Annotated in this window: 15 protein-coding genes and 2 pseudogenes; 6 read left to right on the top strand and 11 right to left on the bottom strand. The window is 51.7% G+C overall.

The genetic code is table 11. The features are described from left to right. Positions 1-316: pseudogene (locus RCH87_RS03555) on the bottom strand (hypothetical protein); the annotation flags it as partial. Between the two features lie 52 nt (positions 317-368). After that, on the bottom strand, positions 369-1862 hold the full coding sequence (locus RCH87_RS03550; RefSeq protein WP_302501715.1) for a DUF1846 domain-containing protein: 1494 nt from the start codon (positions 1860-1862) through the stop codon (positions 369-371). Positions 1863-1978: 116 nt separating this feature from the next. Between RCH87_RS03550 and RCH87_RS03545 the strand changes: the two genes are divergently transcribed. Further along, the gene (locus RCH87_RS03545) at positions 1979-2818 is read left to right on the top strand and encodes an Fpg/Nei family DNA glycosylase (protein ID WP_306515370.1); all 840 of its coding nucleotides are present in this window, start codon (positions 1979-1981) and stop codon (positions 2816-2818) included. 56 nt (positions 2819-2874) lie between these two features. Beyond that, on the top strand, positions 2875-4695 hold the full coding sequence (locus RCH87_RS03540; protein ID WP_306515369.1) for an NAD(P)H-hydrate dehydratase: 1821 nt from the start codon (positions 2875-2877) through the stop codon (positions 4693-4695). A gap of 90 nt (positions 4696-4785) precedes the next feature. Here the strand turns inward: RCH87_RS03540 and RCH87_RS03535 are convergent, their stop codons facing one another. Continuing rightward, a complete protein-coding gene (locus tag RCH87_RS03535) occupies positions 4786-5166 on the bottom strand; it encodes a hypothetical protein (RefSeq protein WP_306515368.1) in 381 nt (126 codons plus the stop codon). Between the two features lie 96 nt (positions 5167-5262). Here RCH87_RS03535 and RCH87_RS03530 point away from each other — a divergent pair, with 96 nt between their 5' ends. Next, a complete protein-coding gene (locus RCH87_RS03530) occupies positions 5263-5712 on the top strand; it encodes a hypothetical protein (RefSeq protein ID WP_306515367.1) in 450 nt (149 codons plus the stop codon). An 81-nt stretch (positions 5713-5793) separates the two neighbouring features. On the opposite strand, the gene RCH87_RS03525 is transcribed toward RCH87_RS03530, so the two are convergent. The 4 genes from RCH87_RS03525 to RCH87_RS03510 form a co-directional block, all read right to left on the bottom strand. Continuing rightward, positions 5794-7326 (bottom strand): hypothetical protein, encoded by a 1533-nt coding sequence (locus RCH87_RS03525; protein WP_306515366.1) that lies wholly within the window; start codon positions 7324-7326, stop codon positions 5794-5796. Beyond that, a complete protein-coding gene (locus RCH87_RS03520; protein WP_306515372.1) occupies positions 7323-8048 on the bottom strand; it encodes an ATP-binding cassette domain-containing protein in 726 nt (241 codons plus the stop codon). The genes RCH87_RS03525 and RCH87_RS03520 overlap by 4 nt, the downstream gene beginning before the upstream one ends. A 141-nt stretch (positions 8049-8189) precedes the next feature. Beyond that, positions 8190-8861, bottom strand: a complete 672-nt coding sequence (locus RCH87_RS03515; RefSeq protein ID WP_242721135.1) for a response regulator transcription factor — start codon at positions 8859-8861, stop codon at positions 8190-8192. 46 nt (positions 8862-8907) lie between these two features. Next, positions 8908-10128, bottom strand: coding sequence for a sensor histidine kinase (locus RCH87_RS03510; RefSeq protein ID WP_306515365.1), 1221 nt, complete (start codon positions 10126-10128; stop codon positions 8908-8910). 1252 nt (positions 10129-11380) lie between these two features. Here RCH87_RS03510 and RCH87_RS03505 point away from each other — a divergent pair. Beyond that, positions 11381-12327 (top strand): annotated as a pseudogene (locus RCH87_RS03505) (IS3 family transposase); the annotation flags it as partial. Between the two features lie 53 nt (positions 12328-12380). Here RCH87_RS03505 and RCH87_RS03500 read toward each other — a convergent pair. From RCH87_RS03500 to RCH87_RS03495, 3 genes are all read right to left on the bottom strand, one after another. Next, entirely contained in the window at positions 12381-12554 is a 174-nt protein-coding gene (locus RCH87_RS03500; RefSeq protein ID WP_174233991.1) for a hypothetical protein, read from the bottom strand. Positions 12555-12683: 129 nt separating this feature from the next. Then, on the bottom strand, positions 12684-12791 hold the full coding sequence (locus RCH87_RS10400) for an integrase core domain-containing protein (protein ID WP_373690906.1): 108 nt from the start codon (positions 12789-12791) through the stop codon (positions 12684-12686). 366 nt (positions 12792-13157) lie between these two features. Next, a complete protein-coding gene (locus tag RCH87_RS03495; RefSeq protein ID WP_306515364.1) occupies positions 13158-14102 on the bottom strand; it encodes an NAD(P)/FAD-dependent oxidoreductase in 945 nt (314 codons plus the stop codon). A gap of 487 nt (positions 14103-14589) precedes the next feature. Here RCH87_RS03495 and RCH87_RS03490 point away from each other — a divergent pair, with 487 nt between their 5' ends. Continuing rightward, on the top strand, positions 14590-14856 hold the full coding sequence (locus tag RCH87_RS03490) for a YdeI/OmpD-associated family protein (RefSeq protein WP_306515363.1): 267 nt from the start codon (positions 14590-14592) through the stop codon (positions 14854-14856). Between the two features lie 57 nt (positions 14857-14913). Here the strand turns inward: RCH87_RS03490 and RCH87_RS03485 are convergent, their stop codons facing one another. Further along, positions 14914-15492 carry a hypothetical protein gene (locus RCH87_RS03485; RefSeq protein WP_284571919.1) on the bottom strand — a complete coding sequence of 193 codons (579 nt, stop codon included), beginning with the start codon at positions 15490-15492 and terminating at the stop codon, positions 14914-14916. Positions 15493-15820: 328 nt separating this feature from the next. On the opposite strand from RCH87_RS03485, the gene RCH87_RS03480 reads away from it, so the two are divergent. Then, complete coding sequence (locus RCH87_RS03480; RefSeq protein WP_306515362.1) at positions 15821-16099, top strand: hypothetical protein; 279 nt, start codon at positions 15821-15823, stop codon at positions 16097-16099. Positions 16100-16193 lie beyond the last annotated feature (94 nt).

The raw sequence follows: 16193 nt of genomic DNA, 5'->3' as shown, positions 1-16193 counted from the left end.
CATTAAAGGCCACGATCTCATCGCGAACTTTCACCGACAAGCGTGGGAAATCCTCGGCGCCGCCGTTGGACCACTTGAACGACATGGAATGAAAACCATCGTATTCGCGGGTGCGCTTGCGGTATTGCTTACACGCAGCAACCGTGCCGCCGACGGTGCCATTGATGCCGTGTTTAGAGATGAGGATGCGGCCTTTCAGCCCCAGCGACTCACACAAAGCCTTCTGCCACAGCATCACCGCCTGCGGGTCTGCGATTGGGGTGAACTGGTAATACAGCAGGATTTTGGATTCGAGCGATTCGCTGCGGCTAGTCATAAGCCGCATTTTAATAACCTGTCAGGAGTTTTCCTAAACGCTGCAGAAACCACTAAATCTTGTGGTAGAGACCTTTGCGCCAGAACACCGGTTCGCTGCTCACCCGCACGCCGAGGTTGCGGAAGATGGCCTCGTCGACAGACCCGAGAATTGTGGTGGTGTGCACTTCGCAATTGCGCAGGTTCTTCAATTCGGCCAGGGCAGCGCGGGCATCGGCGGAATTCGCCGCAGAAACCGACAGGGCAATCAGCACCTCGTCGGTGTGCAGCCGCGGATTCTTCGAGCCCAGGTGCTGGGTTTTCAGCGTCTGGATCGGCTCGATGGCCTCTGGTGCCAGTAGCAAAACGTCGTCAGAAATACCGGCCAGGTGTTTCAGCGCATTCAGCAACATGGCCGCAGAACATCCCAACAAACTGGAGGTTTTACCGGTGATGATGGTGCCGTCGGCAAGCTCAATGGCCGAGCCTGGCTGCTCGCTATCCTTCGCCACCCGGCGCGCAGGAGCGATCACCGCGCGGTCAGCGACTTCCACGCCTGCTTTGTTCATCACCACGGCCACGCGCCCGGAAATTGTGTTATCAAGTTCCTCGGTGCGTTCGGTAACCAGCGCCTTGAAATAACGGCGGATGATTTCCTGCCGGGCGGCCTCCTGGCAGACTTCATCGTCGCTGATGCAATATCCGACCATGTTCACGCCCATGTCGGTCGGCGACTGGTACGGCGAAGCTCCGACGAGTTTTTCCAGCAAGCGCTTGAGCAGCGGGAAGGCTTCGACGTCGCGGTTGTAATTGGAGGCCTTCTTGTCGTAGGCGGACAGGTGATACGGGTCGATGACGTTGGCATCGTCCAGGTCCGCGGTGGCCGCCTCATAGGCCAGGTTGACTGGATGCTCGAGTGGCAGGTTCCAGATCGGGAAAGTTTCAAATTTGGCGTAGTTGGCGTTTACGCCTCGCTGGTGCTCGTGGTAGATCTGAGACAGGCAGGTGGCCATCTTGCCGGATCCGGGCCCGGGTGCGGTCATGATGATCAGATCGCGGGAGGTTTCTGCGAATTCGTTGCGTCCAAAGCCATCTTCGGACACGATGCGATCGGCATCAGTGGGATAGCCTGGGATGGTGCGGTGGCGGGAGACTTTCAGCCCCATGCGGTGCAGGCGCTGGATGAAGGCTTCTGCCTGGTGGTTGCCGTCTTCCAGCTGGGTGATGACCACGTTTTCCACCAAAAAACCGCGTTCGCGGAACACGTCGACCAGCCGCAGTACGTCGTCTTCGTAAGTAATGCCCAGGTCAGCGCGGATTTTATTGCGCAGCAGGTCCTTGGAGTTCACGCAGATCATGATCTCCAGGTCATCTTTCAGCTGCTCCAGCATCGCGATCTTGTTGTCCGGGGTAAAACCCGGCAGCACGCGTGATGCGTGCATGTCGTCGAAAAGCTTGCCCCCCATTTCAAGATAAAGCTTGCCGCCGATTTCTTCCCGTCGAGCGTTGATGTGCTCGGATTGGAGTTGGATGTACTTCTCTCGATCAAACCCGATCTTATGCGCCATTGTTTCCTTACTTTCCCCGCGAGCATCCCCCGCGCGCAGCCTCGATATTCTATGACGCATGACTATTATACGCGTTCAGCACGAACTCAGCGCAAACACAGCGCTAGGCTAGAGGCATGCCTGAAGGACACGTCATCCACCGTCTTGCCGACGAATTCACCCGCATTTTTGGCACCCAGCGCCTGCACATCACCAGCCCGCAGGGCCGCTTTGCGACGGAAGCAGAGCTTGTCGACGGCTCCCGCCTCGAGCGCGCCGAGGCCTTTGGCAAGCACTTGTTCCTTCACTTCGATGCTGCTTCCGACGAACACATCATCTACATCCACTTGGGCCTGATCGGGCACCTGCGTTTTGAGGATCGCGAGAAGGTCTGGGGGCAGATCCGTGTGCGCATTGAAACGCTTGACGACGATGGCAGCTCAGAAGACGCCACCAACCTGGCGGCGAATCTGCGCGGGCCGCAGTGGTGCCGGCTGATCACCGATGAGGAATACGCCATCGCCGTCGGCAAGATCGGCGAAGACCCGATCCGTGATGATGCGAACCCGCGGCAAGTATGGGCGAAGGTACAACGTTCTAAGCGCAGCATCGGCTCGTTGTTGATGGACCAGAAATTGTTCGCCGGGGTGGGCAATATTTACCGTGCGGAGGTGTTGTTCCGACACCAGCAGTCGCCGTTTACTCCGGGGAATGCGATTGACCGCAGCGTGTTTTTCGCGATGTGGGAGGACCTGGTGGTGCTGATGCGCCAAGGCGTAGTCGACGGCGAGATTAATACGGTGCGCGATGAGCACACCCCGGAGGTGATGCACCGCCCGGCGCGTGACGACGAGCACGGCGGGGAAGTCTATGTCTACCGGCGCGCGGGTGATGATTGTTATGTCTGCGGCTCGGATATTGCGATGAAGGCATACGAGGGCCGCAATCTGTTTTGGTGCCCGACTTGCCAGGCTTGATCATTGGGGCGTAGCTTGCCACCACAGGCTTAGTCCGGGGTGGTTAAGCTGGGTTTATGTTCGCTTATTCTGCTGATCAGATCCGCGCTGCGGAAAAAGCACTCCTGGCCCATGAGGTGGCCGACGACGAGATGATGAAGCTCGCCGCCGCTGCCGTGGCCGATACCGCCCTGGATATGTTGCGGGCGCAGTCTTCCGACAAAGTCGTGGTAGTTGCCGGCCCCGGCGGTAATGGCGGCGATGGTTTGTTTGCCGCCACACACTTGTTGCTGGCTGGATACCGTGTGCACGCAGTACCGATAGCTACGCTTGCCGACGGCTCCCCGAAGGTGCACGAAGCTGCGTGGCACGCATTCCGCGCCGCCGGTGGTGAGCAGCTCGGCACCGGCGAACTGGCCGAACTGGCTGATTCTGCGCAAGCGCCCGCACTAATCATCGACGCGATCGCTGGTTTATCGGCTGGTCGCGGACTAGATGGCGCGATTGCCGAGTTCTTCCACGCGCAGCGGCGGCTGGGCACCGATGTCCTCGCCGTTGATGTGCCAACCGGGGTGCACTGCGATACGGGCGACACCGCTCCAGAAACCGCCGCCCGAGAAGCACCATCTACGGCTGCAAACACGGATCAGGATGCGGCACCATGTGAGTGCCAGCCCGGAGATAGCTATGTGCGTGCGACGGTCACGATCTCTTTTGGTGCTGGTCGCTTGGCGCACGCGGCAACACCGGTGTGCGGGAAAGTGGTGATCGCTGATCTGCAATTGCCACAGGGCCCGCGTTCGTTCGCGGAAGAACTTGCGCACCAAAACTCTGCAGAAAACACCGGCACCGGCTTCAAGCAGGGCACCGTCGAGTTTTTCCAGGTTCCAGCAATCGCAACGCAGACGCAGACGCAGATTCAGGCTCAGGCGTCGGCAAGCGGCAGCGCAACGGCACCACCACAAGCACCAGAATTGCCGGAATTCCAACACGCCACAGTCGACGTCGGCAGCGGCCCCGGAAACCTCGAACCGCAGCCGACCGGGGACAAATATTCCTCGGGCGTGGTTGGTGTGTGCGCCGGCTCGGCGGCGTATCCCGGCGCGGGCATTTTATCTGCGGCCGGTGCCATCGCCGCCACGCCGTCGATGGTGCGGGTGATTGGTCCTGCCGAACTCACGCGTGATGTGGTGCGCGCGCACCCGGAAGCAGTCACACATACCAGTGTGCGCACCGCGGGTCGGGTGCAAGCGTTGGTTGTTGGGCCGGGGCGCGGAACAGATATTTCCGCGGCATTGGAATTGGAATATGCGTTGCGGGGCACTCAACCGTTGGTGTTGGATGCCGACGCCATCACGTTGTTAGCGGCTAGCGCGCAGTTGTGGGAGCTCCTGCGCGACCGGGCAAGCACTAGCCCGGTGCTGCTGACCCCGCATGATGGAGAGTTTCAGCGTTTAGCAGACGCGCTACCTGTGCCGGATCAGGAGGCTTCTGCAAACGACGCCACCGACCGTTTGCGCACTACCCGTGCCCTGGCGGCACAACTCAATGCGTGGGTGCTGCGAAAAGGACGGCTCACTCTGATTGCCAGCCCTGACGGCAGATTGGTGTCGGTGAATACGGGTTCTTCGTGGGCTGCCACGCCTGGTTCCGGTGATGTGCTGTCCGGAATTCTGGGAGCTTTCCTCGCCGAGTGGAATGCACCAGCAGCCGCTCCGGAGGCTAAACACAACGAGGCCGCCCAGGCGGGTCTTGCCGACGTTTTCCGGCGCGCTGTCGTCGTGCATTCTTGGGCCGCGCAGCTTGCTGCACAAACAGAATTTGGGATGGCGCCGACGTCGGCAAGCGCGATTGCTACCGCGATACCCCGGGCGCTGGCATATTTCTCCAGTCAGTAAGGCCAGTAAGGCGAAAACAAGCACTGCTCCGTGCAGGGGCTGGGTCATTCAACGATTACTGCGCGATTCACCGCTGCACCGCTGGCCTTGTTAGCCCAGGATCAACAGTGTGACCACTGCTGGGGCGTCGGCATGCAAGGCGTGGATTTTGCCTTCATCGACGTGCACGGCTTTACCCGGAGCAAGTGCGATTTCATCGACGGGCTCACCAGCATCCGCGTCACCGATAGTGAACGTCACTGAACCCGTTTGCCCCAGCACCAGGATCGGGCGCGGGGCCTTGTGATTCGCCATAGTGTCACCGGCACGGAAGGATAACCGCACCACGGTGGCGCCTTCTAGCTCGGCGACCTTGATTACTTGTGGCACCGCACGGGCTTGGCGTGACTGCGCATGGGTGGAGTTCTCATCCTCCTGGTATGGCAGGTTGAGGCCTTCTACCAATTCCCATTCGTGCTCATTAATGCGCATGACAGCTCCTTTGCTTACGGGGGCATTTAGCACCAGTTTACTGCGAAAAATGACTGCCCCGATTTTCCGGAAGTTATGGTTAGATTAACTTAAATTATGAAAGGTAGGGTCGGTATGGTGGCTAGTTCGCAGGTAAATCTTGCCGATTGGACGCAGAAGGCGAAAGACTACGTCGATTCGAAACAGCACCTTCTACTCCCCGGAATAAAACAAAGCACCCCGTGGAGCCAAGAATCATTAAAAGCGTGCGAAAAATGGTTGATTGCGAACGCAAAAACGATTCCTGCCCCTCGCCGAATTGAATACCAGATGTTCCTTGGAGAAGGTCTACGCAGGCGGTTTTCAGGGCAATGGGCGCATGCTTCTATCTTGGACAAGAAAATTAGCCATGAGCATAATCTACTTGGAATTTATTATCCTCAGCTAGAGCAATTTGATGTAACCGGATCCCTGATTGATAATACGATTGCTACAAAAACAGGAGATTTCTGGGCCTCGGTTTTCCAGTTAAACGAGAGCCTTCGTTTGGCGGGCTTTGCAAATTGAAGCATCCCGGATTCTGCTGCTATAAACCATTGAAATTGGGAGCCATAGTTTTAGGATCGCCACCTTTCTGAGTACCAGAGCCTACGATCTTCGCTCAAACTTTCTGAGTGCCACGAAAAACCAACGCACTGTTAGACCAAGAACAAGTAATTCAGTTATTACTGCAAAAATGAGCCGTTCTGGAGTGTCAGCAATCTCTGGCCAAGCAGGCAACGCTACAACCCACAGGATGGATTCAGCCAGGACATCGCCTCCCAGAGTCGCCGACAATACCGTGATAAAGATTGACCATGCGATCGTGAGGCCAACACCGTAGGACACGCACAGCACGGTGCTTATAGTCGCCAGCACTACTCCCGTCGTTGACCACAACACGACTAGCTTCACCGTTTCAGGAAAATTCCCGCCCGCAAACGTATGCAAAACTCCTACCACTATCGCGAGAAAAACGAGCAAGATGGAATGCCACACAAGATAGGAAACACGAGTTTTAGCATTCTCCAATACAGTGACTCTCCACGCAGAAGACAACAATTTCCAACTCAAGATAGGAAGAAGGCCCGCGCCTAAGGGAAGGACGAAAAACGTATAGAAGCCGCTGATATAGCTTGCTGGATAGAAGATAGCCATCATCCCAAAAACCGCTAACACGGCAAATAACAACCACGAAATACTGCTACGGAATAATGCGATCCTGATGGACGATAAAGCAAGAGCTAGGTTGTCTGGACTATTGCGCCCAGAGAAATCAGGCGAAGCGTATACAGAATCAAGAGAAAACTGTGCAGGTGAAATGCTTTGTTGTGGTTGTGCTTGCGTATTTTTCTTATTCGTAACTTTTCTTTGGCGGCCCCGCGCGAAAACCGTCAAGCTAAGAGTAACAAGCGCAAAGAGGCTATTAAGGACAATTCCTTGCAACGGAGTTTCTTGCGCAAGTAACTCTCCTTCAGTCAAAGGGACCGCATTGGAGTGAACGCCAAGCACGGGTAGAAGCAAACGCACTGGCCAGGTCGGTGGAAGCAGATTCCACAGTGCGGATTCAGATAAAAGAGTTCCGGCTACTTGATACACCACCGCCACTAATAACGTCATTACAATAGAGAAATACCGTGCAACCAGGCTGAAAATACAAAGCGTCGAAATGCTGGACATAAACGCTAGCCCACCTGCAACAAGAAGGGAATTCGCCCCTTCACGTCCATCCAATATTGTTAATGCCCAGGACGACCCAAAGTTCATCAGGTGAAACAATGCAGAAACTACAATGAGAACACCGATACGTGCCGCACGAATAGCATATGGAGACACCGGACGAATATCTGTCCCTCCGTATCGGTTCGCTTTTTCCCTATCTTCTGCCAGACCAGCTAATAAAGCGAGAAGAGGAGCAGCCATACCAGTGACGTACATAGCCTGCCAAGCCAGCGCACCCGAGGCATCATGACCCTCAGCGGACCAGAAAGCTAAGGTCGAGCTAATAATACCAATCCACAGACCAATCAGTGGAAACCATTGCACTGCTGATCCTTTTGTACGAACAATTTCGGCTTGAATAATACCGGGCGCCTTCGGCGCACTCTGCGATCGAGCGAACACAGACCTTACTTTGCTCATGATTCTTCACTTCCTTGGGTCATGTCCAGGAAGCGTTCTTCAAGGTGGTCTCTTGCGGCAAAATGGCTCAACGGCCCGGAATAAACACTATGACCTTTGGCTAGGATCGTGATGTCATCAGCGAGTTTAGAAATTTCCCCGAGCTGATGGGAGCTAACCAAAACGGTGCCTTCGCACTTCACCCAATTGCGTATAAGAATTCGCAGATCTGCGATCCCCTGCGGATCAAGACCGTTTTGAGGCTCATCGAGAATAAGGATGGGGGGACGTCCAAGAATTGCCGTTGCAAGAGCAAGTCGCGCTTTCATACCAGTGGAAAAAGAGCGCGCCTTCTTTCTCCCAGCGTGTCCCAGTCCTACGAAATCAAGCGCTTCCTGTGCCTGGAGATCTGGAATATTGAGCAGCTTAGCGTGAACACGGATATTATTTAGCGCTGAGAGATGGCCGTAGAAAGCTGGCCCATTGATGGAAGCCCCTATATTCTTCAGACTGTCTCTAGTCCGGGGAGCGCCAAGAATTTGGATATCCCCTTGTCCGCGGTCTTCCAAACCGAGAATCATACGGAAACAAGTAGATTTCCCTGCTCCATTACGCCCCAGAAGCGCATGGACCCGACCAGGGTTTACGTCCATCGAGAAACCATCAAGAACCGCATGTCCTGAATAACTAATCCGTAGATCATTACATGAGATTGCAGGTGTTAGTCCGTCTGTCTTAGCCATGACTCTATGATGCGGCGCACCTGAGATAAAAGCATCTATCTCTAGGACGTTTTTCACGACGTCTTACTACGTCAGGCGACTGAATTCGGCATCAGTCTAGAGGATGAAGCGAGCCGTTTGTCCAGATGCTTAAAACTGCGATTATTCTTCTGGATTCGTCAGTTGGTTTTTGTGTGCCCAGACAGCTAAACCAACGCGATCTCGAACTCCTAATTTATTTATCAGCCGAGAAACATATGTCTTGACCGTCGCGGTACCTATAAAAAGAGCACCCGCAATCTCTGCATTCGTCTCCGCACAGGCAACCCGTCCTAAGACTTGTTTTTCACGTTCGGTCAGAGAGTTCACTATCTCGATTTCATCATTCGTGGGTTTATGCTTCCAGTTTGATCTTCGCCGAAATTCCTCGAATACGAAGTTAGTCACATCCGGAGAAAGTACCGATGCTCCTTCATAAATTCGACGTACAGAACTGATGAGATTTTCAGGATCAATGTCTTTGAGTAGGAACCCGTGAACTCCGACTTCTAGGGCATCTTCCACTAGATTATCGTCGCTGAAAGTTGTTAGCATCAGCACCTTAGTATCTTTATGCTCTTTTAAGATTTGTTTTGCAGCTTCCAACCCATTCATTTGTGGCATTTGAATATCCAGCACCGCGACGTCAATCTTCCATCGGGAGGCAATCTTGACCGCTTCAATCCCATTTTGCGCCAGGCCAACAACTTCAAGATCTGCTTGAGTACTTAAAATAGTCTTCAAGGCAGAAGCCATTAGCGGCTGGTCGTCTGCGATTAGTACTCGAATCTTCATCTCTACCACCGTTTAAATAATTCATGCTTTCCCCCATCTGGGGATACTATCCCGGCAGAATCGGCACCGAAGCTGTTACGGAGAACGTACCATCTTTGTGCTTGAAAGTAATCCAGCCGCCGAGATTGGCAACTCTTTCTTGCATACCGATTAAGCCGCTTCCCGAGCCCTCAAACGCTTCAACGCTCTTTCCTTTTGATTTGCTTGTAATAACCAAAGAAAGCTCGTTAGCAGCAAGCGAAACCAACATCTTTATACTCGCAGAAGTCTCAACACCCTGGTGACGAAGGATATTCGTTAGGGACTCATCTATGATTCTGCGTACAGCCAATTGAGTAATTAGAGGTACAGATTGTACAAGTTCCTGCATCTCTTCTGGAGATGGCAAATCAGCGTGGATTTTGAGTCCAGCTTTAGAAAAATTCTCTAATTGAGAATACATATTGCTTAGCCCAGTGAGGCCTTGCTCTTGGCTTTTACTAGTGTTATCTCTTAATGCTCGAACAATCCCGCGAACTTCCACTAACGAATCAGAACTGATTCTACGAATATTCCTTAGAGCTTCCTCTTGTGCGTTGTTGTTATTATCGGCAGAGGTTTTTCCAGCTATTTCTCCTGCAGATGCTTGGACATTAATTAATGTCAAACTATGAGCGAGGACATCATGAATTTCTCGCGCAATCTGCATCCTTTCTTGGGTTTGAATTTTTCTTAACTTCTCTAGATTTGACTGTTCCTTTATTCTTCTATCGAGTTCCCGCTGCTGTTCTTGTTTCCGTTCAGCCCGACCGAATTGCAAGACAATGGAAAGCGCGAGCCACTGTACTAGGATCCACGAGATGGCCTGTTCAAGGCTACGGTAGGCGATTGCGTCAGTCCCAAATTGCCACATGACTGGAGAGATAGTGCAATAGAGATAAGCTAACAGTGCAATGCCAGTCACCCACCTTCTACTGTCAGATTGTCGCGAAACTCCATATATCGCGACCGGAAGAAACAAGAAGAAAGGCGTTAATCCCAGGTTAGTTGGGAGTGCGGTAATCCAATTAACGGACCATGCATACAGAATCATCACCGTCAAGAATGAAGACAATATGGGTTTAATCCGCCAGAAAAAACTGACGGGCACAAAAGCAACAGCCAAACCAGCTTGAATGGATCTATGTAGTCCCCCATCAAACGCTATAGCAACGTAAAAGAGAGCCAAAAAGAGCACCAATAAAGAAAACATTAATTCCCAAGCTTTCAAGGGGATTTTCTGAATCATTACGGTGTCCTCGTTTCGGCGGGCTATGGTCCAAACATGGCAAGTTTATCCTTCACGATTATCGTGATGTTTCTTGTTCCAACACTAGTGAAGCTCATCCCGATTTTATTCAGTTTGCTCGGGTTTAGAGGAGACCTGGTTGGCGCTTATCACCAAACCGAGCTTTTCACAGGTTTCCGCTTTATGAATATGTTCAAACAAATAGCTCAGGTCATTTGAACTGAATGCCCGAGGGTGTCCGATTTTTGTCCCTTAACCCTGAATTCCACCCCTTTGTCTATTAACCCTGAAAATCAACGACCCCAAGCACAAAGCTTGGGGTCGTGGGGTATGGTGCGCCAATCTACATTGACGCTCACACGCCCGAGCATATCATTAAGCGTATGAAGGACAAAAATGAACTAGAAACCATGTTTGGCGCGGCTCGTTTCAAAACATACTACACAGCTGCAGGAAACGATACAGAAAAGGCAGTAGCACTGTACCGCTAGAATACTCGGCTAGCCGGCGCTTTACACTCTCAGTTGTCTTACTTTGAGGTTCTAACACGCAACGCGATGAACAATGCGCTTCAGGACTGGAACTATAAGGAAAAGGGCTGCAGAGATTGGTCCCTTGAATACCAATCAAACCAGTTGTTGTACGACATGTTCAAAACGCCTATGGGGCAGGCTAGAAAATGGGCCCGGAAAGAATCTCAACGTCGAGGTAATGGACACACACGCAAGAACGCTCCGCCCAGTCACGATGATGTAATAGCTCAATTCACGTTAGGTAATTGGTCGAATCTTCTCGGAGAGGCATTGCCGGACCATCGTTCAAACGCCAAAAGACTGTGGAAGGAGTGTCTCCACCACGCCTTTCCCAACGCTGGTATTGAAGACCAATGGAGGGAAAGTATTGGCAAGAAGGTTGAACGGCTGACACGTTTACGTAACCGAGTATCGCACCAAGAAAACCTTTTGGAAACCAACGTCCGAGGACGACTCAATGACCTGATAACAGTACTAAGAGCCATTGACACAAGTTACCCTTCCTGGACGATGGAGGATTCCCAGGTGCGACGGGTAGCGCAAGAAGATCCTCGCAAAAGTTGGACGTAAGGCGTGCTTCAATTCTTCAGAATGATCTTCACATTAAAAAATGACAAATATTATCGTTTTTCAGCTTGTGTAGTTGTCGGTGATAAGTATTGAGAATGTGAAGCGTCCTGGTCTTAGTTCCTACCTCAGCTACGCAAGGATTGGATACTATGCCTAGAAAGTATTTCATCGAGTTCAAGGAGAAAGTGGTCCATCAGATTGTTGACATCTGCCGCTTGGCATCCTGATCACTGCAGCACACTTAAATAGAGGTCTGCGAGCTGCCTGGTGTATCCCACCACACGTTGTGGGCTTGGTACCGCGACAGCACCACAGAGCGCCACAGCTTGTGATCATGCTGAACCATCTGGTGGCGAGTCGATGGAAGAAGATCTTAGGGCGCCTGCGCCGAGAAAACCGCGAAACCAAACGAGCAAATGGGATCCTCAAGACCGCGTCGGTTTTCGCAGCGAGAGTCGACTACTCCACAAGCGCATGATCTCCTACATCAACACATACAAGAAATAGCGTGGGCCCCGGGGCCATCTGCCTCGTCCTTGACCCTGCGGATCGTGGATTCCATTACCTTACGCGTTTATCGCAAAGCCGTCACACGCCTTCCCAGCGTAAGAACCTTAAGCGATAGTCTGCTCATCCGAAGAGATTCAACGAGTCCATGCAGAAAACTTTTCGGTCTACGCTATCTGTACAATGTGGCATGCCATGAACCGTGAAGGCTTTCACCTAGCCCGCGACAAGACCGCATGTTTTTTTTAAAAAACTAGCCGGTGTCAGTGGCCGACATCTTGGGCGTTATCCGGTAATCACAATCAGCCCGAAGGCACCTGATCATCGCCTGGACCTGGTTCAACGAAACTTTCGTGCACAAGCACCAGGCAAGCCTTGGGCTGCCGAGATTACTTACGTTCGCACCCTGCCAAGATGTGGCTACACCGCGTTTGCCGTAGATGTCTTCAGTCGGAAAATTGCTGGTGTTACTACACGCTAGACGGTGCGCTCCGATGTGCTACCCATCAAGGCTGTGGAACATGCTCTCACCGCCACCGGTCGAATCCATGGAAACCAGCTGGTGCACCATAGCGATCGGGCCAGTCAACGGCCTTTACAAAGCGAAACTAAACCCAGTACGCTCCAGTACAAATTATTTGACTATTTTTCTAGATTGGTGGAGAACGGATGTAGCCAGTAGATTACGGCAGCAGAAGCTAAAGAAACGATGACAGTAACAGCAATACTTTGCTTCGAGTCAAATCCATCAAATATAATCCCAGCTATCGACAATACAACCATAAAGGTTATCCAAGCTGTGAAATAACGCGTCATAACAGTCCTTTCAAAGAGTTAAAAATAGATCTTATGAATTAAGGCTACATGAAGTGTACTGGGGTTTGTTCCTAGGCATTTACCTGGATTTCCATTGTTTCCCGGGACTCATCCTGTTGCCACAAAGTCTCATTTAACCTCAGCCGGGGTTCGGTACCCCAAGCTCTGGTGGAGCCTTTCCTCATTCCACCAATGCACCCACTCAAACGGCTTGATCTCCACCTCAACATCACCCATCTTCGGGTATGGATCAGCTCCTTTTTAAACGAGCACGGGTTGTGGGTGCGATAATTCTCTTGAAACCAAAATTCAGAGCATTAATTCAGTGCTATCTTCCTAAATCTCCATCGGTAAGAAAGATGAGGTCGGCGCTAAGCGGCAGCTCCACCCGACCTGTAAGGTCGCCAAGGCAGATGGGTTGAGGTAGCTCACGACATGGAGCCCGAAGCCTCAACACCTTAAAAGGCGCAACTCAGTAGGAAAATGAAACATCCTCTTCAACTTCTCGAGTGTATAAATTTTTTACGTGCATCTACGAGAAGTGTCTTGCGGTTGAAACCCCAAAACCATAAGTGGTGCTGGCCCCTTTGACTTTGACCCGATTCAGAACGAGGGAGCTAGGGCTGCGAGTTCATCGCTCAGGAGCGTCTGATCTATTGCAATGGCAGTTGCCACTGCACTGCCCATCGCCTGACTAATCTGATCAGGAGAGCTGGTGACATTTCCTGCTGACCAAAGACCAGGCATCGAAGTCTTACCACCGTCTTGTAGGACCCAACCATTGGAGTGTTCGCAGCCTGCATCCAACAATAGCGAATGGTTAGGGAGGAAGTCCGGACCTGTAAAACAGGATTCAAATCGACTGCACCCTGACTCTGCATTTATTACAACTCCGCTAGGTGAGTTTAGGTCCGCTTCAACACTTGTAACAGGTGTGTCATCGACAATCACGCCGCGCGCAGCATAGAGCGCGCGTTGTTGAGCATCCAGGACTAGGCCATTTGTATAGAACGTCAATTGACTCGTCCATTTTCTCAGCATGTGCGTCATCCGGAAAGTAAATCCTGGGTTGAGACCTCCGATCACTGCGCAATCCGTGTCACGAATCTCAAATCCATGGCAATAGGGGCAGTGAAATACACGTTGCCCCCAAAGGTCTTCTAAACCAGGGACGGCGGGCAACTTATCGGAGATGCCAGTAGCCACTAGAACGTGCTCAGCCAGATACTTTTTCCCCTGGGAAGAATGAACCTCCCAAAGAGTCTTTCCGTGGGGAGCAGACGTCTCAACAGCCTGAATTTTTAAGATTTCATCCGAGAATTGTGTCCCGCCGAAGGCAGAAAACTCTTCACGTCCTCGCCTCAGGAATTCAAGCGGATTGGCGCCGTCTTGCCCCAATACACCGTGTGCGTGAGAACTTGAACGATTACGCGGACGTCCAGTGTCAAAGATTGCTACGGACCGTAATGCTCTCGCTAAAGTTATGCCTGCTGCATTACCGGCGAATCCACCGCCGACAATAATGACATCGAAAGATTGAGCGCCCATGGCAGTTATCCTAGCAGTCTATAACGGGCCCAGATTATCAACTCAAACTTAAGTTTGAGTTCAGCGGATTAAGCATCAATCAACGCCGACGCAAGCTACTACTCTGAATATTTTTAAAAATGTCCGCATCCTCTTTTTGGATACTTACCCCTCAATTGGCTGTCCTAGAGCAAGAGCTCTTAGGACAGCCAATCTGTGCACTAAAAGGATTCCCTTTTTATTTAGAAAACCGGGCAACCATTGAAACAGTCAAAAGTACCCATGAGGCTGACAGAAAGACTGTAGCAACAGTATTTCCGCTAGCGATTACATAGCCTACGCCGAAGGTTAAAATAAGCCAGCCGATAACTGAAGTGCTCCAGGTTCTATTCCGTCTGACTAGGTGGCAAAATCTGAGCACTTCAGATAGCCAAGAATGCAATGCCAGGGATTACGCTAACGATCACTGCATACCCCCTGCCGAACCACTTTCACTAAAATGGTTGTCATGACAACTCAGGCTGTGCTTTACGGCGGTGCCGTCCACCCGCTTCCCGACGACCTGCAACAGGCCCTAGTCCGCGAAAATCTCGCAGAACTGTGGAACGGACTCACCCTACTAGCTCGCAATGAATTCATCTGTTGGGTATCAGATGCGAAAAAGGAAGAAACCCGAGCCCGCCGCATCCGACGCACCTGCGAAGAGCTCCACGAAGGCAAGCGTTGCCCGTGCTGTTGGCCCGGATGCAAACACCGCGAGAGAAATGGCAAATAACAATAGCCTTTACACGAAACTATGCGGGCAAAGAATCTTCATCCTCCATGACGACTCTTAGATAGAGACTAGCTCTAGAGTAGAAATCACCCCGGAGCGAATATCTTGATGATGCTGGTTGCCCGGGGATTGAATAACTTCAACCGTTGCTTTATGGGCACCTATTTCTACGTTAAACCGTGGTGGAAAACCATTGCCCTGTACAAATAAGCTCGCAACAGACTGGCGGATAGAATCATGGTCATCATCCACCAATGGACGTGCCGGATTTTCCAAAGAGAGCACACCGTCTAATGCGTCATCATCCATCTCGATCTCCCGCGCCATATACAAACTCAACAGCAGTCCCGGGGCTTCCATCCCGAAACCGAAGTACGGCATCTCTGTATTTTCTTCGCTCCCAGCCATAGTGGCGTATTTAGTTTGCCTTTCTACGCGGTAGCGCATCTGTTCGTCGACAAGTTCCCCGTCGACGGCATAAACCGTACTTTCGATGGTGCCACTCCGATAATCGACTGTTCCCTCCTCACGAATCTGGGCTACTTCCCCACCGGAATCCAGGGTCCTTTGTGTGTAGGTGAAGTGATATGCCGATACTTCCTGAAACTCAGAAATTTTCTTTAGCAGATTGTGCATTATAGCTCCTTAATGACTTAATAGATTCCATCTAGCTCCGCGACAACGACCTCTCAAGCAATTCCACGCGGCACGTCCGCAAAATCCCGCCATGCACGCAATGAAGCCGCCTTCACTCCGGCTTGCACGGATTCACAGAACCCCTTGACTATGGCGGGGTTCACTACTATAGTACCTGGCAATATAGTTTCCTAGTCCATACTGAAGTTATTGTAGTGAAGAATAAGGGTAGATATTCATAAAGAAGTTAACGCGCGCCCTAATTTCCTGCATTGCAGTCTCATGCATACTTGATTGATTGCTGACACAAAGGATTTCAACGCAAGCAATGGATTTCTCTTTACAGAACGTTTCTTATGCCTTATCTGCATGTGTGGTCGGGATTCAATTTATTCCGACGCTATTTCCTTACGGTTCTGTCAGCGCAATTGGCTGGACCCTTGGTTTGGCCATTATCCCCCTGACTTTGGCGCTCGTTGCCCGCTCACCACGCGCTATCGCCGTCGCCATTGCAGCTGGTTTTTCGCCGGTGCTGTTATTGTGGGCCGCATATCTGGTAGCTTTGCTCCTTTATATAGTTAGTTTTGGAAACGTTGTTTGGATCTAGAGTCAGATTTAAGCCTTTCAGGGCTCATGCCGTTTACCGAACACTCAGCCAATGAGCATCTGGTTGATGATAAGCGTCTTCCAGATCCTCAGAC

The organism is Corynebacterium sp., from assembly GCF_030826625.1.
In the GTDB taxonomy this organism is placed as follows: domain Bacteria; phylum Actinomycetota; class Actinomycetes; order Mycobacteriales; family Mycobacteriaceae; genus Corynebacterium.
The sequence above is the reverse complement of the archived record's forward strand: the minus strand, read 5'-3'. Positions and strand labels throughout refer to the sequence as shown.

Coding starts and splice junctions, on each gene's coding strand:
- RCH87_RS03550 (WP_302501715.1), bottom strand. CDS start 1,862: ATGGCGCATAAGATCGGGTTTGATCGAGAGAAGTACATCCAACTCCAA.
- RCH87_RS03545 (WP_306515370.1), top strand. CDS start 1,979: ATGCCTGAAGGACACGTCATCCACCGTCTTGCCGACGAATTCACCCGC.
- RCH87_RS03540 (WP_306515369.1), top strand. CDS start 2,875: ATGTTCGCTTATTCTGCTGATCAGATCCGCGCTGCGGAAAAAGCACTC.
- RCH87_RS03535 (WP_306515368.1), bottom strand. CDS start 5,166: ATGCGCATTAATGAGCACGAATGGGAATTGGTAGAAGGCCTCAACCTG.
- RCH87_RS03530 (WP_306515367.1), top strand. CDS start 5,263: ATGAAAGGTAGGGTCGGTATGGTGGCTAGTTCGCAGGTAAATCTTGCC.
- RCH87_RS03525 (WP_306515366.1), bottom strand. CDS start 7,326: ATGAGCAAAGTAAGGTCTGTGTTCGCTCGATCGCAGAGTGCGCCGAAG.
- RCH87_RS03520 (WP_306515372.1), bottom strand. CDS start 8,048: ATGGCTAAGACAGACGGACTAACACCTGCAATCTCATGTAATGATCTA.
- RCH87_RS03515 (WP_242721135.1), bottom strand. CDS start 8,861: ATGAAGATTCGAGTACTAATCGCAGACGACCAGCCGCTAATGGCTTCT.
- RCH87_RS03510 (WP_306515365.1), bottom strand. CDS start 10,128: ATGATTCAGAAAATCCCCTTGAAAGCTTGGGAATTAATGTTTTCTTTA.
- RCH87_RS03500 (WP_174233991.1), bottom strand. CDS start 12,554: ATGACGCGTTATTTCACAGCTTGGATAACCTTTATGGTTGTATTGTCG.
- RCH87_RS10400 (WP_373690906.1), bottom strand. CDS start 12,791: ATGGGTGATGTTGAGGTGGAGATCAAGCCGTTTGAGTGGGTGCATTGG.
- RCH87_RS03495 (WP_306515364.1), bottom strand. CDS start 14,102: ATGGGCGCTCAATCTTTCGATGTCATTATTGTCGGCGGTGGATTCGCC.
- RCH87_RS03490 (WP_306515363.1), top strand. CDS start 14,590: ATGACAACTCAGGCTGTGCTTTACGGCGGTGCCGTCCACCCGCTTCCC.
- RCH87_RS03485 (WP_284571919.1), bottom strand. CDS start 15,492: ATGCACAATCTGCTAAAGAAAATTTCTGAGTTTCAGGAAGTATCGGCA.
- RCH87_RS03480 (WP_306515362.1), top strand. CDS start 15,821: ATGGATTTCTCTTTACAGAACGTTTCTTATGCCTTATCTGCATGTGTG.